The organism is Mycolicibacterium sp. XJ2546, from assembly GCF_053483195.1.
Map to the genome: position 1 here is coordinate 25,795 of NZ_JBEFRW010000016.1, position 23,474 is coordinate 49,268.

Genomic DNA, 23,474 nt, shown 5'->3' on the forward strand with positions numbered 1-23,474 from the left:
GCGTACATGTAGGCCGTCGGCGGATGCTGCCAGACGATCCAGTGCGATCAGCGCGGAGAACACGATCATGGAGTAGATGAACGGTCCTACCTTCTCCGCCGACGCATAGCGATGGGCCACCACGGCACAACAAGGGCAATTCGTCCTTCAGCGCGGGCGCGCGACGATCACCGGCTTGCGAACGGCCTGCACCACGGCCGAGCTGACCGATCCCAGCAGCATTCCGGTGAACCCGCCGCGGCCACGGCTGCCGACGACCACCAGCTGCGCGGACTCGGCGTGCTCGACGAGTTGGCGTGCCGGCTCGTCCCGCACCACCACCGGCCGCACTGCCACGTTGGGGTACCGCTTCTGCCACGGGGTCAGATGATCGGTCAGCCGTTGTTCCTCGTGGGTCTTGACCGTTTCCCAGTCCAGCTCGGGCAGATCGAGCACGGTGTCGCTCCACGCCTCCAACGCCACCACCTCCACGCCCCGCAGCGCCGCCGCCTCGAATGCGATGTCGGTGGCGTAGTCGGCGCCCGCGGAGCCGTCCACGCCGACTAGAACCGGCGCGGTCGCTGTGTCCGGCGTCGCTGATTTGTCGTCGCCGATGACGGCCACCGGGCAATGCGCGCGATGTACCAGCCCCGACGTCACGGAGCCGAGCAGAAGCCTGCTGACCGCGCCGCGGCCCCGGTTGCCGACCACGACCATGTCGGCCGTCTCCGAGATGTCGACAAACGTGGGCACGGTGGATCCGAAGAACACCTCGGTGTTGACTTTGGCGGGCCGGTGCTCGGCGGCGTAGGAGTCGACGAGCTTGACCGCGGCCTCCATGTAGTGCCCGACCATCTCCTGTTGCCACTGGTGCAGGTCGACGGGCAGCGGGACGTGTGGGGACGTGGTGATGATTGGGTTGACCACGTTCACCAACGTGAGCGCGACGCCACGCAGTGCCGCCTCCCGCGCCGCCCAGCCGATCGCCACCGTGGACGTCGATGATCCGTCGACGCCGGCGACGATGCCGGGATTCTCGATCAGAGCCGCCACCTCAGCCTCCTCCGTGCTCGCCGAAAAGCCGGTGCCCAATAGTGTGCCCTGTGGGCGCGCCCGGCGGACGGGAAAGGCCCTTGCTCAGGAGACCGTTTGGTCACCCGTCACGGCACCGTGGCAGACCCAGCCGTCAGGGACCTGCGCGGTCACGACGAGTTCGGTCAGCTCATCGCGGTCCGAGGCAGACAGCGTGTCGTCGGCCTGGGGGTAGAGAATCCGCTCTTCCTTCCAGTTGTGCGATCCCAACAGCGTCAACAATTCTCGGCACAGCTGCGCTGCGGTGTCGGTGCTGTCGCGGGTGAGACAATCGTCGAGTTGTTCCAGCAGCGGCCAGATGTGAGCGTGCTCATGCACCATCACCATGACCGGGCCCACCATGCCCGCCGCCCGCAGCGGCGGGAACAGGTACTCCTCTTCGAGGTAGATGTGTCGCCGCAGCACGGCCACCGCTTGGCGCAGTGCGTCGCGGTGCTCATCGGTGACCTCCGCATGGGCGCTGTCGGCGAAGAGTTCGATACCGCGGTCGATGGTCCGGTGCTCGCGTTCGAGCGCGGCGCTCAACGTGGCGCTCATGCCGTCTCCCGGGCCAGCAGTTGTGCGTTGACGCTGATTTTCGCGCCGGCGAACAGCCGCGACACCGGGCACAGCGCGGCGGCCTCATCCACAACCTTCTGGAAATCTGCGGCTGCGATTCCCTCGACTTCGGCAGTGATGTCCAGTGCCGAGGTGACGATCGTCGGTAACCCGTCGACCTCGTCGAGCGTCACCGTCGCCTGCACGTCCAGCCGTTGCGGCTCAACGTGGTGCTCACCGAGTTTGAGCGCCAGCGCCATCGAGAAGCATGACGAATGCGCTGCGGCGGCCAGTTCTTCGGGGCTGGTCTTACCGCCGGGCTGTTCGGTGCGTGCGGCCCAGGTGACATCGTTTCCCGTGAGCGCCCCGCTGCCGGACTCCATTCGCCCAAAGCCGGTGGCCAGGGGGCCTGCCCAGACGGTGCGCGTGGTGCGATCAGCGATAGCCATGAGTTCTCTTTCCTTCTGCGACGGAGGCCCGTGTTTATACAGTCATTGTTTGTAGAAACGCTACTCCAGTTTCGGCGTTACCGCGAGGGCTGGGCCGCCAGTCGTCCGCGCAACTGCTTGGTCTCCTCGAATTTGGCGGTGACGTCGCGCAGCGGTGAATCCGAACATCCGTTGCGCCATCTCCCGCTCGGATGCGACGGACCCAGTATTGCATTAGGCAAGTCTTGCGTTATGCACGGCTAGATGTCCGCGGCGCGGCGGTATCCGGGTTTCTGCCCCGGCGACACGGTCCGACCGCTTAGGCTCCAGCCATGTCGATCGACCGTGCCGCGCTGGTCGCGGGCAGCATCCGCCTCGCGTCAGGCATCTCATTTCTCGTCGACCCGCTGGCAGCCAACCGGTTGTGGGGCGCCCCTGACGACACGACGCCGACGACCCAACTGCTGTTGCGTTCGATGGGCTACCGCGACGCGCTCATCGGTGGTCTGCTGACCGCGGCGGCGCTGCGTGGGCGCAACACCCGGGGCTGGTTCCTCGCCTCCGGCGGCGCCGACGCCGCCGACCTGCTCGGCGGGATCGGGGTGCACAACGAGATGAAGCCGTCCCAGCGCACCATCGGCCTCGGCGGCGCGGTCATCGGCATCGGCGTCGGGCTGTGGGGCGCAATGCGCGGATGCCCACAGTCATCGCAGAATTCAGCGTCGAGCTAGGGGCTCGGGCCACGGCACGGGCCTCGGCCGCGCACGCACCACCTGGGGCCACCAGAACCACTTGCCCAGCAGCGCTGCGATCGACGGTGTCATGAAGGCGCGGATCACCAATGTGTCGAACAACAGGCCCAGCCCGATCGTCGTGCCGACCTGAGCGACCACGGTCAACTCGCTGACCACCATCGAGAACATCGTGAAGGCGAACACCAGACCCGCGGCGGTCACCACCGATCCGCTGCCGCCCATCGCCCGGATGATGGCGGTGTTGACGCCGGCGGGTAGTTCTTCTTTCAGGCGTGCCACCAGCAGCAGGTTGTAGTCGGCGCCGACGGCCAACAGGATGATCACCGCCATGGCCATCACCATGAACTGCAGTTCGATGCCCAGGACGTGTTGCCACAGCAGCACCGAGAGCCCGAAGGACGCGCCCAGCGACAACACCACGGTGCCGACGATGACACCCGCCGCGACGATGCTGCGCGTGATCAGCAGCATGATCGTGAAGATCAGCGCCAACGCGAGGATGCCCGCGATCATCAGGTCGTAGCTGTTGCCGTCGCGCATATCCTTGAACGACGACGCGGTACCGCCGAGGTAGATCGTAGAGCCCTCCAGCGGTGTGCCCTTGACGGCTTCCTTGGCGGCCAGCTTGATCGCGTCGATGCGGTCGATGCCGGCCGCGCTGAGCGGGTCACCCTCGTGGTTGATGATGAACCGCACCGCGTGCCCGTTGGGCGAGATGAAGTTCTCCATGCCCTTCTTGAAGTCTTCGTTGTCGAAGATCTCCGGCGGCAGGTAGAACGTGTCGTCGTTCCACGAGTTGTTGAACGCATCGCCCATGGCGGACTGGTTCTCCGACATCGCGGCCTGTTGATCCTGCATGCCCGCCTGGGTGGCGTGCATGGTCAGCATCATCTTCTTCATGTTCTTCATCGTCTGGATCTGCTCGGGCATCAGCGCAAGCAGTTGCGGCATCAGCGCATCGAGGCGTTCCAATTCGGGCAGCAGCGCCTGGACATTGTCGGTCATGACATTGACGCCGTCGATGGTGTCGAAGATCGACCTCAGGGTCCAACAGACCGGGATGTTGTAGCAGTGCGGTTCCCAGTAGAAGTAGTTGCGGATCGGCCGGAAGAAGTCGTCGAAGTTGGCGATGTGGTCGCGCAGTTCGACAATGTCGACGGTCATCGTCCGGGTCTTTTCGACCATGCTGTGGGTGGTCGCGTTCATCTCGGCCATCAACGACATCATTCGGGTCATCGTGTCGATGGTCGTCTGCATCTCCTCGGCCTGCACCAGCATGTCGTCCATGCGGTCCTGCATGTACTTGCGGTTCAGGTCCTGGGTGACGCCGCCGAGGCTGATCTGGGCCGGAATCGTGCTGAACTCGATCGGCTTGCCGTCCGGGCGGGTGATCGACTGAACTCTGCCGATGCCGGGCACGTCGAACACGGCTTTGGCGATCTTGTCGATCACCAGGAAGTCCGCCGAGTTGCGCAGGTCGTGGTCGCTTTCCACGAGCAGCACTTCGGGGTTCATCGTGGCGGGGGAGAAATGCCGTTCAGCCGCCGCGAAACCTTCGTTGGCGGGCAGGTCGGGCGGCAGATACTGGCGGTCGTTGTAGTTGGGCTGGTAGCCGGGCAGGGCCAGCAGGCCGACGAGGGAGATCGCGACCGTCACGAACAGGATCGGTGCCGGCCAGCGCACGATGGCGGCGCCGATCTTGCGCCAACCCCGAATCCGCATCGCGCGCTTGGGTTCGAGCAGGCCGAACCGACTGGCCACGATGATGATCGCGGCGCCCAGGGTCAGCGCGACGAACACCGCCGTCGTCATCCCGACCGCCAGCGGCACGCCGAGCGACTGGAAATACGGCAGCCGGGTGAAGGACAGGCAGAACGTCGCCCCGGCGATCGTCATACCCGACCCGAGCACGACGTGGGCGGTGCCGCGATACATCGTGTGGAAGGCGGTGACCCGGTCCTGTCCTATCGTGCGCGCTTCCTGGTAGCGACCGGTGAGAAAGATCGCGTAGTCCGTCGACGCCGCGATGGCCAAGGTGACGAGAAGGTTGGTGGCGAACGTCGAGAGCCCGATGAGGTCGTGGTAGCCGAGGAAGGCCACCACGCCGCGGGTAGCCGCCAGCGCAAGGACCACCATCGCCAGCGTCAACAGCACGGTCGTGATGGACCGGTAGACCAGCAGCAACATCGTGATGATGACGGCGAACGTCACCATCTCGATGATGCGTACGCTGCGGTCGCTGGCGATCTGCTGATCGGCTATCAACGCCGATCCACCGGTGACGAACACGTCGACGCTCGGCGGAGGTGGCAACCCGTCGACGATGTTCTGCACCGTCTCCACCGACTCGTTGGACAACGCCTCGCCCATGTTGCCGGCCAGGTACACCTGCACGTAGACGGCCTTGCGGTCGGCGCTGAGCGCGGCGGCCTCGGTCAGCGGGTCGCCCCAGAAGTCCTGTACGTGCTCAACGTGTTTGGTGTCGGCTTCGAGCTTGCCGATCAGCTCGTTGTAGTAGGCCCGCTCCTCGTCCCCGAGAGGTTCCTGGCCCTCGATGACGATCATCGCCGAGCTGTCGGAGTCGTACTCCTCGAAGACCGTGCCGATGCGTTTCATCGCGATCACCGACGGCGCTTCGTCGGGGCTCATCGAAACCGAACGCATCTGGCCGACGACCTCGAGCTGCGGCACCGAGACGTTGAGGACCGCGATCAGAAGGATCCAGCCGATGATGATCGGCACCGCCAGGCGCCGGATCCAGGTGGCCACGTTGGACCGCAACGGCTTATGTGCTGTCGGTGCCGAATCGACGGCAGGGGTGCTCACCTAGCCAACACCTCGGCTGAGCTCCTCCCTTGGAGTGTTAGACCGTCTTAGTTTTTACCAGATTAGGCTGGCCTACGGCGAACTACCTCTGCTGACCAGCCACGCCGGTGTACGACGCGGCAGTGCGCAACATTGTAGGGGCCTTAGCTGAGGGCAACTTCACCGCCGCAGTAACACGACGAACCCTGGGCCGATATTCACGTTGAGGCACGGCGGATCGACAGAGATGGGGCAGCGGTGCAGACAGCGCTCGAGCTTTCGATGGCCTCGACCGGTATCTCCTGGGCATTGGTTGACGCGACCGGCGCGAACGAGACCGTCCTTGATCACGACCACGTCGACACCGCCTCCGACGACGGCGACATCACCGCTCATCAGGGCGCGGTGCGCGGCGCGCTGGCCATCGCCGACGCCAGCGGTTATGTGGTGAAATCAGTCTCGCTGCGATACACCGACGACGTCGAAGCGAACGCGTCACTGCTTCGGGAGTGGTTGCGGGACACGGGTTTCGACAATGTCGATACCCCGCCTGTCGCGAAGCCGGCACGTCGGCGGCGCCGGTTCGGTTCGCACCTGCGCGCGGCCGCCATCGTGGTGGGCGGTGTGATCGCGCTGTTCGCCGTGGCGCCCGAACTCGGCGGACAGCCGGAAGCCTCGTCGTCGGGCAGCGATGCGGCATCCACCACCACGGTGGTGGCGGTGACCGTCGCGCCGCTGGACGCGCCGGCGTCGTCGCTGAAGACCTACACCATCCCTGACGTGGCGCCGGCGACCCGGCCCGCGCCCACCTACTCCAGCGCGCCCGAGGCCGTCGTCGCCGCCGCTCCCAATCCGATTGCGCCCGTAGGGGACCCGATGACAGAAGTACTGAGCTCGGTGGTCAGCGCCCTACCGTAATCACCAGGTCCAGACGGACGGGTCATGGGGCGGGTAGTCCGCGCACACCTCGGTGCCGTGCGCCACCACACCCTTGTTGTTGAAGAACAGCTTCGCCCAGTTGGGCCACGCGAACGCCATCTGCTCGTAGTAAATATTGGTGGCGATGTTCTCCGAGTAGGCGCGGCGACCGGGGTAGTCCATCGAGAAGTACCAGTGGATCCGGTCCCGTGCGCCCTGCTGGACCTGAGGCGACTTGTTCTTGTAGTCGATCATGTAGCGCTCGTAGTACACCGGGTCGGTGTCCCGCACCGCGGCCATGTACTGGTCGACCGTGCACGTCGTCTTGAGCATCCGGTTGGGGATCGGGTAGTCCTCGGTGGCGTCCGCGGACGCCGTTGCCGGAAAGAGCACGGCCGCGCTGACGGCCGCGGCCAGGGCGATGCTGACTTTGCGTAACACTTTTCGACTCCTTCTAGCGCGCCGCGTCGTCGAGAATCGGCAGTTTGTCGGGACAGTAGGTGCGCAGCGCCGCGCCGAGGAACTGCCACGCCTGTTCGGTGGTGCTACCGCGCTGCAGCTGGTCGAAGATGAACTCCGCGGAATCGTTGGCGCTGCGGTCGACGTCGTTGCGCAACCGCTTGCAGCTGATCTTCGCGATCCAGGCGTTGAAGTCGCGCTGACCGTAGATCCCGTAGCTGTGCAGCTCCGAGGCAAAGGCAGTGTCGACATCAGCGGATGCCGGCGCCGCGAACGTCAGTCCCGCTGCGGCCACCGCTATTGCGACCATCGAGCGCTTCAAAGCTGCCCTCCTTGTTGACCCGCCTGTGTGAACTCTTTGGGTTTCGGCCACGCCGATGGTACGGGTCGCTGACGGACCCGTTGAGGCCACCAGAACCATTTGCCCAACAACGCCGCGATCGACGGCGTCATGAAGGCGCGGACCACCAGAGTGTCGAACAGCAAGCCTAACCCGATGGTCGTGCCCACCTGGCCGATTACGGTCAATTCGCTGACCGCCATCGACATCATCGTGAACGCGAAGACCAGGCCCGCCGACGTCACCACCGAGCCGCTGCCGCCCATCGCGCGGATGATGCCGGTGTTGATGCCGGCATGCAGCTCCTCTTTGAGCCGGGCCACCAACAACAGGTTGTAGTCGGCGCCGACCGCCAACAGGATGATGACCGACATCGCCATCACCATCCAGTGCAGATCGATCCCGAGGATGTGCTGCCAGATCAGGATCGACAGGCCGAACGACGCACCCAACGACACCACCACCGTGCCGACGATCACCGCGGCGGCCACCACGCTTCGGGTGATCAGCAACATGATGATGAAGATCAGCGCCAATGACGCGATCGCCGCGATCGTCAGGTCGTAGACGTTGCCGTCGGCCATATCCTTGAACACCGCGGCCGTGCCGGCCAGATAGATCTTGGAGCCCTCCAGCGGCGTGCCCTTGATGGCCTCCTTGGCCGCCTGTTGAATCTGCTCGATCTTGGCGATGCCCTCCGGGGTCATCGGATCGCCCTCATGAGAGATGATGAACCGCACCGAATTTCCGTCAGGCGAGATGAAGTTCTCCATACCCTTCTTGAAGTCTTCGTTGTCGAACACTTCCGGCGGGAGGTAGAAGGAGTCGTCGTTCATCGACGCGTCGAACGCCTCGCCCATGGCGCTGGAGTTCTCCTGCATCGCCGCCATCTGATCCTGCAGCCCCTTCTGGGAGGCGTGCATGGTCAGCATCATCGTCCGCATGGTCTTCATCGTCTCGATCATCGACGGCATCAGGACGACCATCTGCGGCATCAGCTCATCGAGGCGCTCCATATCCGGGAGCATGTCCTGGATGTTGTGGGTCATCGTGTCGATGCCGTCGAGGGTGTCGAACACCGACCGGAACGCCCAACAGATCGGGATGTTGTAGCAATGCGGTTCCCAGTAAAAGTAGTTGCGTATCGGCCGGAAGAAGTCGTCGAAATTGGCGATGCTGTCCCGCATTTCGGCGACGCTGACCGTCATGTCCTTCATCTTGGTGACCATTGCGTGGGTGACGTCGGCCATCTCCGCGGTCAGTGCCGACATCCGTTCCATGCTCGCGATGGTCTTCGACATCTCATCGGCCTGAACCAGCATGTCGGCCATGCGGTCCTGCAGATACTTCTGGTTCATCTGCTGGGTGGTGCCCTGCATGCTGATCAGGAACGGAATCGAGGTGTGTTCGATCGGCTTGCCGTCGGGCCTGGTGATGGCCTGCACCCGGGAGATCCCGGGAACCCGGAACACCGCCTTGGCGATCTTGTCGATGACCAGGAAGTCCGCCGAGTTGCGTAGGTCGTGGTCGCTTTCGACCATCAACAGTTCCGGATTCATCCGTGCCTGTGAGAAGTGGCGGTCAGCGGCCGCGTAGCCCTCGTTGGCGGGCAGGTCCGCCGGCAGGTAAGTCCGGTCGTTGTAGTTGGTGTGGTAGCCGGGCAGGGCCAGCAGACCGACCAGCGACAGCGCGATTGTGGCGACCAGGATCGGGCCCGGCCACCGCACGACGGCGGCGCCGATCTTGCGCCAACCGCGCACCCGCATCGCCCGCTTGGGTTCGAGCAAGTTGCCGAACCGAGTCGCCACGGTGATGATCGACGACCCGAGCGTGAGCGCGGCGAACACACAGGTCACCATGCCGATGGCCAGCGGGACACCCAGCGACTGGAAGTAGGGCAGCCTGGTGAAGCTCAGGCAGAACGTGGCGCCGGCGATCGTCAGGCCCGAGCCAAGCACGACGTGGGCGGTGCCGCCAAACATGGTGTAGAAAGCCGATTCTCGGTCTTCACCAGCGCCACGCGCTTCTTGGTATCGCCCGTTGAGGAAGATCGCGTAGTCGGTGCCTGCGGCGATGGCCAACGTGACGAGCAGGTTGGTGGCAAACGGTGAGAGCCCGATGATTTCGTGGTAGCCGAGGAAAGAGACCACGCCTCGGGTCGCGAGCAACTGCAGCACGACCATCACCAGCGTGATCACCACGGTGACGATCGAGCGGTAGACCAGCAGCAGCATCGTGATGATTACCGTGAAGGTGACCGCCTCGATCAGCCGCATACTGCGGTCGCTGGCGATGTGCTGGTCGGCCGACAGGGCGGCCGGGCCCGTCACGTACGCCTTGACACCCGGCGGCGGCGGGATGCCGGCCACGATGTCCTGGACCGCCTGCACCGATTCGTTGGCCAGGCTCTCGCCCTGGTTACCGGCGAGATAGGCCTGGACGTAGACCGCCTTGCCGTCGTTGCTCTGCGCGCCAGCCGCGGTCAGCGGGTCGCTCCAGAAGTCCTGGACGCTCTGGACGTGCTTGGTGTCGGCTTCCAGCTCGTCGACGATCTTGTCGTAGAACGCGCGCGCATCGTCGCCGAGGGGTTCTTCACCCTCCAGGACGATCATCGCCGAGCTGTCGGAGTCGAACTCCTCGAAGACCTCGCCGATGCGTTTCATCGAGATCATCGACGGCGCCTCGTCGGGGCTCATCGACACCGCGCGCATCTGACCGACCGTCTCCAGTTGCGGCACAGCGATATTCAGCACCGCGATGAGCAGGATCCAGGCCAGGATGATCGGCACCGCGAACTTGCGGATCATCCTCGGGATGAACGGACGTTGGGTGTGCCTCGCCGGCGGGAAGGCGTCTGTCGGCGCCTCGCTGGACGGCACGCTCATGCGGATTTCACGTAGCAGAAGGTCTGGGCGCTGACGCCGGTGGAGGTTCTCTCGTCCTTGACCTCGTCGTCGACGGTGATCCGACAGGTGATCGATTGTCCGTCACCCTGAGCGACGATGTTGGGCGCCGCAGACGGGGCGGTCGTTTGCAACGTCAGGGTCCACGGCAGCGACGCGCCGTCGACGCGGATCGGTTTGGCGTCGAGATCGAGGTAGTTGATGTCGGCGTAGGAACCGGTGCCGAAGATCTCGTAGGTCACGACTTTGGGGTCGAACGGTTCGGGGTCGTCGGCGAACACCGTCGGCGTGGTGATAATGCCCTCGGCGCCGAAGAACGTACGGATGCGCTGCACGGTGAACCCGGCGATGGCGACCACGACGATGATCACGAGTGGGATCCACACCCGCTTGGCGAGGCGGATCACGTCATTCGCCTTCGACCGCTGCCGTCCATATATCGCGCCCCTTGATTTTCGTATCGTCTCAATTCCGGCGTGCGTACTTAGCCGGTATAACTTCTCATTTCGGCCTAGGTTAGCTCAAGTCAGTGTGTCGCTGGTCACTCCCACCGTGACCTTGCGGTTTAGATCACTCACCGGGAAGTTCGAACCGTTGCAGGTGGCGGTCGATGAACGCCTGGGCCTCGGCGTGACCTCGGGTGATGCCCAGTCCGCGCTCCAGCAGCAGCACCCGTGCCAGGCTGGTCAGGATCATCGACATGACCACCGGCGGAAACGCCTCGACGTCGACATCGTGGGCACGCAACGCAAGTGCCATGGCGTTTTGCTCCGCGTCGCCGAACCGATCGGCATACGCCGCGATTTCGCTGCGGATCTCTTTGCGGTGGTTGGCCAACGCCATGAATTCCATCCACAGCTGGGCGCCGTGGGTGCTGTTGAGCCGCCACAGCGCGTGCAGGGGTTGATCCCCGGCCGTGGCCTGGCGCTGTTTGGCGAGGTTGGCCTCGGCACCCGACCGCAGCACTGCGAGGTAGAGGTCGTCCATCGTCGGGAAGTAGTAGTGCACGAGCGCGGGCTTGACCCCGGCCTTGGCCGCTACGCGGCGCGAAGTGGCTGCGGCGTAACCGTCTTCCAACATCACCTGGGCGGTCGCCTCGATCAACGCCTGTCGCGTTGCCGACTCGCGGCGGACCCTTGACCCCTGCTCAGCGGGGCTGCTAGACATAGCCTCAGCATAAATGTTGGGCGATCGCCCAACAATTGAGGGAGCGTGGATGGCCGGTCGGGTAGCTGGCAAGGTTGCGTTCATCACCGGTGCCGCACGAGGTCAGGGACGCAGCCACGCGGTGCGGCTTGCCCAGGAGGGCGCCGACATCATCGCGATCGACGTCTGCCGTGGTTTCGGGGGCTCGCCGGCGCCGGCGGCCACCCCCGAGGATCTGGCCGAGACGGCGGACCTCGTCAAGGGCCTCGATCGCCGTATCGTCACCGCCGAGGTCGACGTCCGCGATTTCGGAGCGCTCAAGGCCGCGGTCGACAACGGGGTCGAGCAACTCGGCCGCCTCGACATCATCGTGGCCAACGCCGGCATCGGCACCGTCGGCGTCAAGCTGCACAAGATGGGCGAAGAGTCGTGGCAGGAGACGTTGGACGTCAATCTCGGGGGCGTCTGGAAAACCGTCAAGGCAGGTGTGCCGCACCTGCTGGCCGGCGGACGCGGCGGCTCGGTGATCATCACCAGCTCGGTCGGCGGGCTCAAGGCCTATCCACACGTCGGCCATTACGTCACCGCGAAACACGGCGTCGTCGGCTTGATGCGGACCTTCGCCGTCGAACTGGGACAACATTCGATCCGCGTCAACACCGTGCATCCGACCCACGTCAACAGCCCGCTGTTGATGAACGAACCGACCTACCGGATGTTTCGCCCTGACTTGCCCGACCCCGGACCCGACGACCTGGCACCGGTCTGTCAGTCCTTTCATTTCCTGCCGACCCCGTGGGTGGAGACCGAAGACATCAGCAACGCGGTGCTGTTTCTGGCCTCCGATGAAGCCCGCTACATCACCGGTGTCACGTTGCCCGTCGACGCCGGCAGCATGCTGAAGTAGAGGAAGCAATGAGCGTCCCCGATACCGGCTCAGCCACCGACGTCTACTACGACCCATACGACGTCGATATCACCGCCAACCCGTATCCGACGTACGCGCGGCTGCGCGAAGAGGCGCCGATCTACTACAACGAGCGCTACGACTTCTGGGCGCTCTCACGTCATTCCGACGTCGACAAGGCCCTGGCGAACTGGGAGACGTTCTCCAACCAGCGCAGCGACATCCTGGAGCTCATCAAGTCGGACTTCGACATGCCCAAGGGTGTAATGATGTTCGAGGATCCGCCCATCCACACGATGTTGCGCGGGCTGATGTCGCGGGTGTTCACGCCGCGCCGGATGGCCGAGATCGAGGACCAGATCCGCCGCTACTGTGTCGGCTGCCTTGATCCGTTGGTGGGCTCCGGCGGTTTCGACATCATCGCCGAGCTGGCGTCGATGATGCCGATGCGGGTGATCGGTATGCTGCTGGGTATCCCTGAGTCCGAACAGGTTTCGGTGCGCGATGCCAACGATGCCAACCTTCGCACCAAGCCGGGCGCGCCGATGAAGGTCGTCAACGCCGACAAGATCGCCGACGGCAGCATCTATGCCGACTATGTCGAGTGGCGGTCCAAGAACCCGTCCGACGATCTGATGACCGCCCTGCTCAACGTCGAGTTCACCGACGAGGACGGTGTGACGCGCAAGCTGACTCGCAAAGAGGTGCTGCACTACACCCAGGTGGTGGCCGGTGCGGGCAACGAGACGACCGGGCGGCTCATCGGCTGGCTGGCCAAAGTGCTTGCCGAGCACCCGGATCAGCGCCGCGAGGTCGTCGAAGACCGGTCGCTGCTCACCCGCACCGTCGATGAGACGCTGCGCTTCGAGCCGACCGGCCCGCACGTCGCGCGCTACATGGCGCGCGATTTCGAGTGCTACGGCACGACGGTGCCCGCTGGGGCGGCGATGTTGTTGCTGTTCGGTGCCGCCAACCGGGACCCGCGTCGCTACGCCGATCCGGACACGTTCGACATCCACCGGCCCAACATCGCCCACCTGACGTTCGGCAAGGGACTGCACTATTGCCTGGGGGCGAACCTCGCGCGACTGGAGGGCCGTGTCGCGCTCGATGAACTGCTGAACCGCTGGCCGGAGTGGGACATCGATTACGAGACTGCACAACTGGCGCCGACGTCGACCGTGCGCGGTTGGCAACACCTCCGCATCGTGGTGTGAATGCCCTCGGTGCCGAAAGGGGCAAACGGGCGGGAAAGCGCGAGTAGATCACGTCATTTCGTCGATCTCGGGGTTTGAACTGAGCGCGGATGGGGCAAGATGAGCGCATGCGAAACGTCATCCGTCGTTCCTCTATCGTCGCTGCCGCGTTCGCGCCGGTGGCCGCGCTGTCGGTGATGGCGTCGGCCGTCGGCGCTGCCCAGCCGCTCAACTGCCAGAACGGGGAGTGGTGGGACCCGGTCGACAACGTGTGCCGGCCGCCGGTGGCGACCGCGCCGCTGGCATGCGCACCGGGGGAGTACTGGAACCCGGTCAAGAACGTCTGTCGTCCCCTCGGGCAGTACTAGGCCGCGCGTCGGGACCGACGAATTGGCGAGGTCTACTCGCGCTTTCGCGCTCAAACGCGATCCGTGGCGCGAAACGTCACCGGAAGACGCGTGGGGGAGCGAAACGGCATACCCACGATTCTGGTGTCGTCGCCGGCGACCAGTTCGAGATCGGTGACCCGGTCGAAGAGGCTGTTCAGCATCGCCCGTGTCTCGACCCTGGCCAGATGTAGGCCAAGGCAGCTGTGAATGCCGCCCGCAAACGAGATGTGGGGTTTTCGCGCCCGGTGGATGTCGAAAACCTCGGCGTCGGGCCATCGCTTCTCATCGCGGTTGGCCGAACCCATGCACAGGTTGACCTGTGCACCTTGCGGAATGCGCACGCCGTGGACCTCAACGTCGCGAGTCGTGTTGCGCGGCACCGAAACCAACGGGGTCTCGTAGCGCAGGCCCTCCTCGATCGCGATCCCGATAAGGTCGCGGTCCTTCTGCACCTCATCCAGCTGCTCGGGATGGGTCAGCAGTAGATAGAGCAGGTTGCTCGACGACCGATAGGTGGTCTCGAGCCCGGCGGGCAGCAGCAGCCGGAGAAACGAGATGATCGCTTCGTCGGTGAGCCGTTCGCCGTCGATCTCCGCGGCGACGAGGTCACCGATGATGTCGTCGGTATTCGCCTTGCGCCGCTGATCCACCTGATCCTGGAAGTAGGCGCCCAATTCGACAGATGCGTTGAGCCCGGCCTCGATGTCCTCGCTGATCGAGATGAGCTCCAGTGACAGCCGCCGGAACAGCTCCAGGTCCTGCTGCGGCAGCCCCAACAGCGCCGCGGTGATGCGGGTGGGGAATTCGAATGTCAGCGCCCGGACCAGGTCGGCTTCACCGTTGTCCCTGATCTCGTCGACCAGACGGTGACAGATCGGGTCGATCAGCGCAGGCTCCCAGTACTCAAGTGCGCTCTGCCGAAAGGCCTTGGCGACCAGGCTGCGATGGTCGTGGTGCTGCTTACCGTGCATGCTCAGGATGGTCGGGCCGAGCACCAACCCGATGGTGTTGTCATAGAACTCCGAGGCGAACGTGTCGCCGTCGCGGAACGCGGAGAACACGCTGTCGAAATCGAACAGCGTCCACTCCTCATCGGAGACCAGCTCTGGAGGCGCCATCGAGGTGTCGCTGATCGATCCCCGCCACACCGGTTCGGTGCTGCGCTTGTACGCGAAGAAGGCATAGGGGTCACGTGCCAAGTCGGGGGCTATCGAATCGTCGGAATCGATACTGATCGTCACCTGGCCTCCCGGACAGCACATCTTTGCGCCGTAAGTAACTATCTTTACTAATTTAGGTAATCTAGGTCAAGGCGACCGACGGGACGTGATGCAGCGCCTGGCGGTCTGCCGGCCACGGTCAAGGCGCGCTGAAATCAGCTGCCCGCGCGGCGCTGTACCTCCAACGGAACCACCGGCGGCCGTGCGGACGGGCCGCGGGTGACGGCGTGCAGCCTGATCTCGGGCAGGTCCACCGACGGATCGAGGGAGTCCAGCCACACGACCGCTTCCGCGACGTCCTCGGCCCGAATCGCGTACATCTCGAACGGAACGTCCTGCAGCATCTCGGTTTCGACCGGGCCGGGGGTGACGACGTGCACGTTGATGCCGTCGCGGTCAACTTCCTGCGCCAGCGCCCCGGCGAACGCGTTCATCCCCGCCTTCGACGCCGAATAGGCGGTGCGGGCCCGCATCGGTTCGTGGGCCGCCGAGGACGAGACGAACACGAAGCGCGAACCCGCCGTCATGTGCGGCAACGCGGCCGAGCTCACCACAAAGCACGAATCCAGGTTGGCCGCCATGGTGGCCCGCCATTGCGCGAAGGTCTGCTTGCGCACGTAGGTGCCTCCGAGGACGCCCGACGCGTGCACCACCAAGTCGATTCGGCCGGCCGCGTCGACCGCGGTCTGGAAGGTGGCGGGTTCGCTCGCGTCGGCGACGACGTAGCGGGCACCGACTTCGTTGGCTGCCGCGCGTAACGGTTCCTCGCGCCGCGCGATAAGGAGCACATCGTATCCGGCCGCGACGAGCCGTCGGCCACAAGCCTTTCCGATGCCACCGCTGCCGCCGGTGATCAGCGCCGTGCGCATACCCGACCCTGTCAGCGCTCGCGTTGCGCAAGCGCCTGCGGCGACAGCGCCACGATCCGCTGCTCGGGATCGCCACCGAGCAGATAGGTCTGGGTATCGGCAACGTGACGCGCGGCCAGCTTCCTGGCACGTTCGGCGTCACCGGCTTCGATGGCGTCGGCGATCTTGGTGTGCACCCGCAATGCGATGCGGCGCTTGCTCAATGACGGGTACTCGCCCCGCGCCGCTGTTTCCTGCGCCCACCAGTTCAGGTGGCCGGTCCACAGCGTCTCGAGGCTGCCGACCACCGCGTTCATCGTGTGGTTGCCGCAGCCGCGCACGATTTCGTCGTGGAACTGCCCGCCGATCTCGGTGAACCGCGCACCGTCGTCGATATGTTCGGCCATGGCGTCGTTGAGTTCTTTGAGCTTGGGTATCAACGTCTTACCGCGATCGGGCCGGCGTGCGGCAAGGGCCGCGCACATCGGGTCGAGTTCCTGTAGTGCAGTACCGAGATCGGCGAGGGGAACGTAGTCGCTCTGCAGCAGCAGTCCGAGCATGTAGGCCGCGCTCGCTTTGGCCGGTGCGTGCACGACCGCACCGCCGCGGTTGCCGCGACGCACCGATACCAGGCCCTCGGTTTCCAGGATTCGCAACGCTTCTCGCAGCGACACCAGGCTGACGTTGAACTGCTCGACGAGCACTTCCTGTCGGGGCAGCAGGTCACCGTCGGACAGTTCACCCTCGATGATCTGGCGACGCAGTTCGTCGGCGACGATTTCGGCGGTTCTGCGTGCGCCCAGCCGCCGTCGCGCTTCGGGACCGATACCCAGCGTTGTCATGACATCGCAATGTTAACAGTGACAGCGCCGCTAACTGCGCGGGCTATCCGCCAATAGTTATTAAGATGGCCAGAAATGAGGGAGGTCGTGCATGTGGGCGACATAGCACCCACCCCGCTCGGTGACCTGCGCGTGGTGGAGGTCAGCGACCGCATCGCCGGCGCGTACTGCGGCAAGCTGCTGGTGGACGCCGGCGCCGACGTGGTCAAGGTCGAACCGCCACAAGGCGATCCGTTCCGCCGCTATACGCTCACCGGCGCCGCGCCTCCAGCGGCTGTCGATGCGCCGCTGTTCAGCTATCTGAACGCCGGAAAGCGCAGCGTCACAACGTGTTCTGATGATCTAGTGTCCGGAGCGGATATCGTGGTGCTGACGGCCGACCGCGACGGCGCGCGACGGTGGGGTGTCGACCCGCAGCGGCTTGTCGAAATCGCACCCCATTGCGTGATGGTCACCGTCTCGGACTTCGGTTGGAGCGGTCCGTGGTCGCAACGCCCGGCGACGGAGTTCACACTGCAGGCCGCCTCAGGTCTGACCGGGTTCCGCGGTGACCCGGCGGGCCCGCCGATTTCGATCGGCGGCGAGCTGGGGGAGTTCATGGGCGGGGTGTGGGCGGCCTACGGCGCGCTGGCCCTGCACCGGCGGGTACGCAACGGCGGTCCGGGCGGCCATCTCGACATGTCGATGCTCGAAGCGGTCACGCTGATGCAGAGCGGCGAGTGGCTGCACAGCCAGCTACTGCAGGTGCCGCCCGTGCAGCGCTCGGTCGAGGTGCCCTCGATCGAGCGGGCCAAGGACGGCTATGTCGGGATCAGCATGGTGACCGGTCAGCAGTGGCTGGACTTCGCCGCGATGCTGGACTGCCCGGAGTTCACCGAAATTCCCGCGCTGCAGTTCCAGATCGGCCGGTGGGACTACCGCGACTGGATCCGCGAGCGTATCGATCCGTGGATGCGCGCGCGCACCGTCGAGGAGGTCGTCGAGCTCGGGCAGTTGTTTCGGCTGCCGCTGGCGCCGCTGGGCAACGGCGCGACGATCCCGCAACTGGACCACATGGTGCAGCGCGGCGTGTATGTGAAGAACCCCGCGGGTTTCCGGCAACCCCGTCCACCGTGGCTGATGAGCGAGGCCCGACCGGCGCCGCTGCGCGGCGCACCGGCTGTCGGCGCCAGCGACGGTGAGAGCCCGTGGGCGCCAAGGGAAATACTGGCGACCATACAGTCGTCGGGTGACCGCCCGCTTGCTGGCGTCCGAGTCGTGGACTTCACCGCGTTCTGGGCGGGTCCGGCGGCCGCCCACGCGCTGGCCGCGTTCGGCGCCGACGTGATCAAGATCGAGTCGGTGCAGCGCCCCGACGGCATCCGGTACTCGGGCGGTATGCGCAAGGATGTCGACGACTGGTGGGAGTACGGCTGGGTCTTTCACGCCATGAACACCAACAAGCGGTCGGTGACACTCGATTTACAGTCGCCCGAGGGGCTGCGGCTGCTCAAGCAACTGGTGAGCAAGGCCGACGCGGTGGTGGAGAACTTCTCACCACGGGTGATGGATCAGTTCGGCCTCGGCGCCGACGTCCTGCTGGGCATCAACCCGCGGCTGGTCGTGTTGCGGATGCCCGCGTTCGGCCTGAGCGGTCCGTGGCGCGACCGGGTGGGGTTCGCGCCGACGATGGAGCAGATCGCCGGCCTGGCGTGGGTGACCGGCCTACCCGACGGACCGCCGATCGCCCCCCGCGGGGCGTGCGATCCGCTCGCGGGTGCGCATGCCGCGTTCGCTCTGCTCGCGGCGTTGGATTTCGCCGAGCGCACGGGTCGCGGCCAACTCGTCGAGGTACCGATGATCGAGACGGTGTTGAATGTGACCGCGGCGCAGACGATGGAGTACGAGGTCTTCGGCGAGGTGCTGGAGCGCCGCGGCAACCGGGGCCACACCGCGGCCACCCAGGACATCTATCGGTGTGCGGGGCAGGACAATTGGGTGGCGGTGTGCGCGCACACCGATGCCCAACGCGCTGTGCTCAGTGAGCTCGCCGGCGGGCTGGACGCCCGGTTGGACCGGTGGCTGGCCGCTCAGGACGCCGAGACTGTAGTGGAAACGCTTGTGGAAAGGGGTGTTCCGGCAGCCGTGGTGATCTCGCCGTCTCTGGTGGTCGACAACCCGCAGCTGGTGCATCGTGGGTTCTTCGAGAAGCTCGTCCACCCGAGCACCGGGCCCGGGTGGTATCCGTGTCCACCGTTCGCCCGCCCCGACGGCGTCGACGCGTGGCTGTACCGCACACCGCCGACGCTAGGTGAGCACAACGCCGAGGTGCTGTCGCAACTGTGCGGGCTCGACGACGCCGACCTGGCGCGGCTCAGCGCCGACGGCGTGATCGGCACCCGCCCCAAGGGCTTCTGAGGCCAAACGCGCCCACCGGACCGATTCCCTGGATGAGCGGCCGGTCGCGGCGCAGCGCCGTGCACAGCTCGTCGGGAAAACCGTTCTGCCGCAACGACAAATCAGACAGGTAGACCGGTTCGGTCGTCGTCACGCCGGCACTCCTGCGTCATCCTTGCTTTAGCAGGCCTAAAATAGTAAAAATAGGCAACGGCGGGTCCTCGCGACCTGCGGCGTTGCTTCGCGGACGGAGACAGCAGTGACGGAGACGGACATCCTGGATCCGTCGGAGCGCGAGTTCGGGTCAACCGGGATCAGCCTGTCGTCGTATCGCTTCCCGACCGGCTGGTTCATCGTCGGGTTCGCCTCGGAGCTGTCCGCGGGCCAGGTCAAACGTGCCCACTATTTCGGCGAGGAGCTGGTGATCTTCCGGACCGAATCCGGTCAGGTCAACGTGTTGGACGCCTACTGCCAGCATCTCGGCGCGAACATGGGTGTCGGCGGCACCGTCGAAGGTGAGCGCATCGTCTGCCCGTGGCACGGCTGGCACTGGAACGGCGACGGCACCAACGCGCTGATCCCGTACAGCAAGATCGGCTGCAAACAGAACGTGCGCATCCGCAGCTACCACAGCATGGAGTGGTACGGCTTCATCCTGGTGTGGCACGAACGCCACGGCCGCGCACCCTACTGGCAGCCGCCGGTGCTGCCCGAACTCGAAACCGGTGAGTACTACCCGCTGCACCCGCACACCCGGATGCTGAACCGGGTCAAGGTGCATGCCCAGATGATCATCGAGAACGCCGCCGACCCGTATCACGTCCAGTACGTGCACAAGGCCGCCAACCCGGCCACCACCGCGTCCTTCGAGCTGTCCGGCTACCACCTGCATGCGACGGTCAACGCGAATTTCGGTGGGGGACGGGCCAAGACGTGGCTGACTCCCAACGGCCCCGTCGACGCCAAGATCATCTACGACAACTACTCGCTGGGTCTGGGGGTCGTCCGGTTCCCCTCCGAGCTGGTGGCCACCGTTCAGGTGACCGGCCAGACCCCGGTGGACGAGGACTACACCGACTACTTCTACACCCAGGCTTCGGCCCGCGCACCGGGCGACGCCGGCGACAAACCGACGGGCCGGGCCGCGAAATTCCTGCAGCTGCAACAGGAAGTCATCAAGCAGGACTTCTTCACCTGGGAGAACATGAAGTACCTGGAGAAGCCCAACCTCGCCCCGGAGGAGGCCGGTGACTACGCGGCCCTGCGGCGCTGGGCACACCGGTTCTATCCAGGGCCCGAGCCGTCGGCGACCGATTACGGGTACACCGCCGACGGCCAACCCGATCCGGCGGCAGCGCAAGCGTGACCGAACCGCTCCCCGTCGCCCTCAGATCCGTTTCAGATGACGGTGTCGCGGGTACGTCGGAGGGCACCTGCCGGGCGCCGGCAACACATCCGATGAGCGAGGGGTATGTGTCGTCGGTGTCCGGCAGCTTCATGTGCGGCCGCACCCCGAGTGGTTTTTCAACCGGGACTCGCCTGGCTACCTGGGTAGTCGCGAGAAGGAGACGCCTATGACCATGACCTACCAGCAGCAGTACGTGCTCGATGGTCTCGCGGGACGGGCGGCGATCCTCGATCTGGATGCCCGACACAACCGGTTGTACTCCGCCGGTGACCGAAACGGGTGGATCGCCACGTTTCGGCACGCGGGCGCGACGTACACGCGCGGGGGAGAGTCATTCAGCGATCTGCGGGCCGCGTTCGACGGCGGCGGCGGGCGGCGGCTGGTGACGCTCGACCATGAGATCGCGGTGGACGGCGTGGACGCGACCCAGCGTTGTGTCGCGGTGTTGTTCGGCGCTGACACCGTTTTGGCGACCGGCACCTACACCGACCGGCTCAGCTACGAGCGGGGCGGCTGGTACTTCACGTCGCGGGAGCTCGAATGGGATCGGGCGCCACGTGAAAACGCACTTCTGTTGTGAGACCCGTTGTGAGCCCCGTTGTGAGCCCCGTTGTGAGCCAAGGCATCCGGTACGCGTTCGCGTTCGGCATCTACGCCGACGCGCTGCGCATGGTCGGGACGAAGACACCGCCGCGGTATGCGGGCACCGCGGTCAGCGGTGCGCGGATTCAGCACTTCGCCGCCATGGTGCACGACGCCAACCCGGCGTACTGGGATGAGGAGTTCGCCCGCCAGGTGTGGGGCGGGCTGCTCGCCCCGCCTGCGATGTTGATGGGCTGGTTGATCCCGCCGCCGTGGCTGCCGACCGAGCAGCCGCCGACACCGTCGATCGCGATCCTGGTACCGCTTCCGGGTACGACGTTCATCAACGCGTCCAACGACGTCGAGTTCCTCAGCCCGATCGTCGAGGGAGACCGCCTGCACGTGGTGGAAGAGGTGGTGTCGGTGTCCCCGGAGAAGACCACCCGCCTGGGCACAGGACATTTCGTCGAGACCCGCGATGAGTTCTACCGGGACGACAACGCGTTGGTCGCCGTCAACCACAACACGTTGTTTCGGTTCACCCCGGCGGAGCGGCCGTGACCGCCCACCCCGAGGTGTCGTGGGAGAACCTCGTGGTGCCGACCGAACTCCCGGAGGTGGTCGACCACATCGACTACCAGCGGGTGGTGATGAACCCCGGTGCGACCTGGGACTACTTTCCCGCCCACTACGATCCGAAATACGCTCGGCGCCAAGGACATCCGACGATCTTCGTCAACACCATGCACATCGCCGGGTTCGTCGACCGGGTGGTCACCGGCCGGGCCGGCCCGCACAGCAGGGTGGTGCGCCGCAGCATCAGGTTGCTCGGCTCGATCTATGCCGGCGACACGATGGTGGGGCGCGGCCGGGTGGTCACCAAACGCCAGGACGCGTCGGGCGGGGCGCCGCGGCTGCTGGTCGACCTCGAGGTCACGGTGTGCAACCAACGCGACGAGGTGTGCTGCCCCGCCGAGGTCACGCTGCAGCTGTCGGGTTAGGCCGGTCCGTTCGGGACGGCTAAGCGTCGTCCTCCGACGATTCGGCCGCCGCGTCGAGCACGCTCACCGCGATGCCGTACGGCAGGAACCGCACCTTGCGGCTGGCGTCGGTGTTGTTCTTGTTGGCCCGAAGCGCATCGAGTTCGGTCGGGTAGACCTGCTCGATGTGGGCGCTGCCGTCGTCGGCGACGGTGTAGATGGCCCACACGCCGTCGCCGGTCTCCCCGGTGGTCTCCGGTTCACGCTTCGGACGCGACGACCTGGTGAACTCGTCGATGAGGTTCGCCCAGCCGGCGCGTTCCCCGGAGGTGGCGAAGAACCTGCCGACCCCGTCGAGGGCGTCGCGCAGCCCTTCACCGGCTTCGCGGACGACCCGGTCGAACTCTTCGGGGTCGATCCCGAACGGTCCATTGCTGCTCATGGCGGTTCCTCCTCCGCGCCGTACGCTCGATGCACGGCGGTAAAACCAGTGTGCCCGTCGGTGGCGAACTAGTCGACTGCGGCCGACGAGGGTGGTAGGCAACCTTATGGCCATCTCACGGGCGGACGCGCTGGTAGCCGTCGAGCGATCCCCTGCGGCGTCCGGTGCGCATGACCGCGACCGGTGGGTCGACGCCTTCACTTTCGACGGACGCGTCGAGGATCCGGTCGGTTCCCATCCGCACCGCGGGCACGCCGCCATCGCGCGCTTCTACGACACCTTCATCGGCCCGCGCGACGTCGCGTTCGACCGCGACGTCGACATCGTGGTCGGCTCGACGGTGATCCGGGATCTGGATCTTGAGGTGGGCATGGCCTCCGGGGTGACGATGCGGATACCCGCCTATCTGCGCTACGACGTGGCCCACGACCAAGGCGAATTGAAAATCGCTGCACTATATGCATTCTGGGAACTTCCCGCGATGGTCGGACAGTTTCTCCGCAGCGGTATCCGTTCTGTCACACCGGGTCTGCAGCTGTCGAAGGGGCTGCTGCTCAACCAGGGTCTGATCGGCACACTCGGTTTTCTCAGCGGCTTCCGGGGCCCGGGGCCGCTCGGTAAGCGCCGGTTCGGAGAATTCCTCTCCGATGCGCAGGCGGGCAACGAGGTCGCGCTGCGGCGCTGGCTCGGCAAGGGTGCGCACATCACCCACGGCGACGACGTGGCGATGAGCGGCGCTGAGTTGCTGTCGCGTCTGGCCGGGTCCCGGCGTCGCAAGCTGATCGCGGCGGGCCACAGCCAGGTCGTCGGCATCGACCGCGACGGGCACCGCGATGTGCTGATGGCCGAGGTGTCGAGCAGGCCGTTCGCGATCGACCGGATCCGCTACTTCTCCGATGCCGACTGAGCGGTCCGGCGGACC

Annotated in this window: 24 protein-coding genes; 11 read left to right on the forward strand and 13 right to left on the reverse strand. The window is 65.4% G+C overall.

Annotated elements, in window-relative coordinates; all coding sequences use genetic code 11:
• Positions 1–147 precede the first annotated feature (147 nt).
• The 3 genes from ABQE44_RS21175 to ABQE44_RS21185 form a co-directional block, all read right to left on the reverse strand.
• On the reverse strand, positions 148–1,032 hold the full coding sequence (locus ABQE44_RS21175) for a universal stress protein (protein WP_448394049.1): 885 nt from the start codon (positions 1,030–1,032) through the stop codon (positions 148–150).
• An 84-nt stretch (positions 1,033–1,116) separates the two neighbouring features.
• Entirely contained in the window at positions 1,117–1,608 is a 492-nt protein-coding gene (locus tag ABQE44_RS21180; protein ID WP_448431771.1) for a hemerythrin domain-containing protein, read from the reverse strand.
• Positions 1,605–2,057, reverse strand: coding sequence for an OsmC family peroxiredoxin (locus ABQE44_RS21185; RefSeq protein ID WP_448431773.1), 453 nt, complete (start codon positions 2,055–2,057; stop codon positions 1,605–1,607). The genes ABQE44_RS21180 and ABQE44_RS21185 overlap by 4 nt, the downstream gene beginning before the upstream one ends.
• Before the next feature lie 311 nt (positions 2,058–2,368).
• On the opposite strand from ABQE44_RS21185, the gene ABQE44_RS21190 reads away from it, so the two are divergent.
• On the forward strand, positions 2,369–2,767 hold the full coding sequence (locus tag ABQE44_RS21190) for a DUF4267 domain-containing protein (RefSeq protein WP_448431775.1): 399 nt from the start codon (positions 2,369–2,371) through the stop codon (positions 2,765–2,767).
• Here the strand turns inward: ABQE44_RS21190 and ABQE44_RS21195 are convergent.
• A complete protein-coding gene (locus ABQE44_RS21195) occupies positions 2,753–5,617 on the reverse strand; it encodes an MMPL/RND family transporter (RefSeq protein ID WP_448431777.1) in 2,865 nt (954 codons plus the stop codon). The genes ABQE44_RS21190 and ABQE44_RS21195 overlap by 15 nt on opposite strands.
• A 237-nt stretch (positions 5,618–5,854) precedes the next feature.
• Between ABQE44_RS21195 and ABQE44_RS21200 the strand changes: the two genes are divergently transcribed.
• Entirely contained in the window at positions 5,855–6,514 is a 660-nt protein-coding gene (locus ABQE44_RS21200) for a DUF7159 family protein (protein WP_448431779.1), read from the forward strand.
• Here ABQE44_RS21200 and ABQE44_RS21205 read toward each other — a convergent pair whose 3' ends face one another.
• The 5 genes from ABQE44_RS21205 to ABQE44_RS21225 all read right to left on the reverse strand — a co-directional run bounded on the left by ABQE44_RS21205 (position 6,515) and on the right by ABQE44_RS21225 (position 11,383).
• Entirely contained in the window at positions 6,515–6,955 is a 441-nt protein-coding gene (locus ABQE44_RS21205) for a DUF5078 domain-containing protein (RefSeq protein WP_448394043.1), read from the reverse strand.
• 13 nt (positions 6,956–6,968) lie between these two features.
• Positions 6,969–7,295 (reverse strand): DUF732 domain-containing protein, encoded by a 327-nt coding sequence (locus ABQE44_RS21210; protein WP_448431781.1) that lies wholly within the window; start codon positions 7,293–7,295, stop codon positions 6,969–6,971.
• Complete coding sequence (locus tag ABQE44_RS21215; RefSeq protein ID WP_448431783.1) at positions 7,292–10,198, reverse strand: MMPL/RND family transporter; 2,907 nt, start codon at positions 10,196–10,198, stop codon at positions 7,292–7,294. The genes ABQE44_RS21210 and ABQE44_RS21215 overlap by 4 nt, the downstream gene beginning before the upstream one ends.
• Positions 10,195–10,623 (reverse strand): MmpS family transport accessory protein, encoded by a 429-nt coding sequence (locus tag ABQE44_RS21220; RefSeq protein ID WP_448394040.1) that lies wholly within the window; start codon positions 10,621–10,623, stop codon positions 10,195–10,197. Before ABQE44_RS21220 ends, ABQE44_RS21215 begins: the two co-directional genes overlap by 4 nt.
• Before the next feature lie 163 nt (positions 10,624–10,786).
• Complete coding sequence (locus tag ABQE44_RS21225) at positions 10,787–11,383, reverse strand: TetR/AcrR family transcriptional regulator (RefSeq protein ID WP_448394039.1); 597 nt, start codon at positions 11,381–11,383, stop codon at positions 10,787–10,789.
• Between the two features lie 49 nt (positions 11,384–11,432).
• On the opposite strand from ABQE44_RS21225, the gene ABQE44_RS21230 reads away from it, so the two are divergent.
• The 3 genes from ABQE44_RS21230 to ABQE44_RS21240 all read left to right on the forward strand — a co-directional run bounded on the left by ABQE44_RS21230 (position 11,433) and on the right by ABQE44_RS21240 (position 13,833).
• Positions 11,433–12,269, forward strand: coding sequence for a mycofactocin-coupled SDR family oxidoreductase (locus ABQE44_RS21230; protein ID WP_448394038.1), 837 nt, complete (start codon positions 11,433–11,435; stop codon positions 12,267–12,269).
• Positions 12,270–12,277: 8 nt separating this feature from the next.
• Positions 12,278–13,486 carry a cytochrome P450 gene (locus ABQE44_RS21235; protein ID WP_448431785.1) on the forward strand — a complete coding sequence of 403 codons (1,209 nt, stop codon included), beginning with the start codon at positions 12,278–12,280 and terminating at the stop codon, positions 13,484–13,486.
• Between the two features lie 107 nt (positions 13,487–13,593).
• Entirely contained in the window at positions 13,594–13,833 is a 240-nt protein-coding gene (locus tag ABQE44_RS21240; protein ID WP_448394036.1) for a hypothetical protein, read from the forward strand.
• A gap of 50 nt (positions 13,834–13,883) precedes the next feature.
• On the opposite strand, the gene ABQE44_RS21245 is transcribed toward ABQE44_RS21240, so the two are convergent.
• The 3 genes from ABQE44_RS21245 to ABQE44_RS21255 all read right to left on the reverse strand — a co-directional run bounded on the left by ABQE44_RS21245 (position 13,884) and on the right by ABQE44_RS21255 (position 16,764).
• A complete protein-coding gene (locus ABQE44_RS21245; RefSeq protein WP_448394035.1) occupies positions 13,884–15,095 on the reverse strand; it encodes a cytochrome P450 in 1,212 nt (403 codons plus the stop codon).
• 134 nt (positions 15,096–15,229) lie between these two features.
• The gene (locus ABQE44_RS21250) at positions 15,230–15,943 is read right to left on the reverse strand and encodes an SDR family oxidoreductase (RefSeq protein ID WP_448394034.1); all 714 of its coding nucleotides are present in this window, start codon (positions 15,941–15,943) and stop codon (positions 15,230–15,232) included.
• 11 nt (positions 15,944–15,954) lie between these two features.
• The gene (locus ABQE44_RS21255) at positions 15,955–16,764 is read right to left on the reverse strand and encodes a FadR/GntR family transcriptional regulator (RefSeq protein ID WP_448394033.1); all 810 of its coding nucleotides are present in this window, start codon (positions 16,762–16,764) and stop codon (positions 15,955–15,957) included.
• 75 nt (positions 16,765–16,839) lie between these two features.
• On the opposite strand from ABQE44_RS21255, the gene ABQE44_RS21260 reads away from it, so the two are divergent.
• From ABQE44_RS21260 to ABQE44_RS21280, 5 genes are all read left to right on the forward strand, one after another.
• Positions 16,840–19,161: a CaiB/BaiF CoA-transferase family protein gene (locus ABQE44_RS21260; protein ID WP_448394032.1), complete on the forward strand. Its 2,322-nt coding sequence runs from the start codon at positions 16,840–16,842 to the stop codon at positions 19,159–19,161.
• 238 nt (positions 19,162–19,399) lie between these two features.
• Positions 19,400–20,506, forward strand: a complete 1,107-nt coding sequence (locus ABQE44_RS21265) for an aromatic ring-hydroxylating oxygenase subunit alpha (protein WP_448394031.1) — start codon at positions 19,400–19,402, stop codon at positions 20,504–20,506.
• Positions 20,507–20,714: 208 nt separating this feature from the next.
• The gene (locus tag ABQE44_RS21270) at positions 20,715–21,128 is read left to right on the forward strand and encodes a nuclear transport factor 2 family protein (RefSeq protein WP_448394030.1); all 414 of its coding nucleotides are present in this window, start codon (positions 20,715–20,717) and stop codon (positions 21,126–21,128) included.
• An 89-nt stretch (positions 21,129–21,217) separates the two neighbouring features.
• On the forward strand, positions 21,218–21,691 hold the full coding sequence (locus ABQE44_RS21275; RefSeq protein ID WP_448431827.1) for a MaoC family dehydratase: 474 nt from the start codon (positions 21,218–21,220) through the stop codon (positions 21,689–21,691).
• The gene (locus tag ABQE44_RS21280) at positions 21,688–22,131 is read left to right on the forward strand and encodes a MaoC/PaaZ C-terminal domain-containing protein (protein WP_448431787.1); all 444 of its coding nucleotides are present in this window, start codon (positions 21,688–21,690) and stop codon (positions 22,129–22,131) included. The genes ABQE44_RS21275 and ABQE44_RS21280 overlap by 4 nt, the downstream gene beginning before the upstream one ends.
• A gap of 19 nt (positions 22,132–22,150) precedes the next feature.
• On the opposite strand, the gene ABQE44_RS21285 is transcribed toward ABQE44_RS21280, so the two are convergent.
• Positions 22,151–22,552 (reverse strand): Rv0313 family protein, encoded by a 402-nt coding sequence (locus ABQE44_RS21285; protein ID WP_448394028.1) that lies wholly within the window; start codon positions 22,550–22,552, stop codon positions 22,151–22,153.
• A 106-nt stretch (positions 22,553–22,658) separates the two neighbouring features.
• Here ABQE44_RS21285 and ABQE44_RS21290 point away from each other — a divergent pair, with 106 nt between their 5' ends.
• Positions 22,659–23,459, forward strand: coding sequence for a nuclear transport factor 2 family protein (locus ABQE44_RS21290; RefSeq protein WP_448431789.1), 801 nt, complete (start codon positions 22,659–22,661; stop codon positions 23,457–23,459).
• The last annotated feature ends 15 nt before the right edge of the window (positions 23,460–23,474 follow it).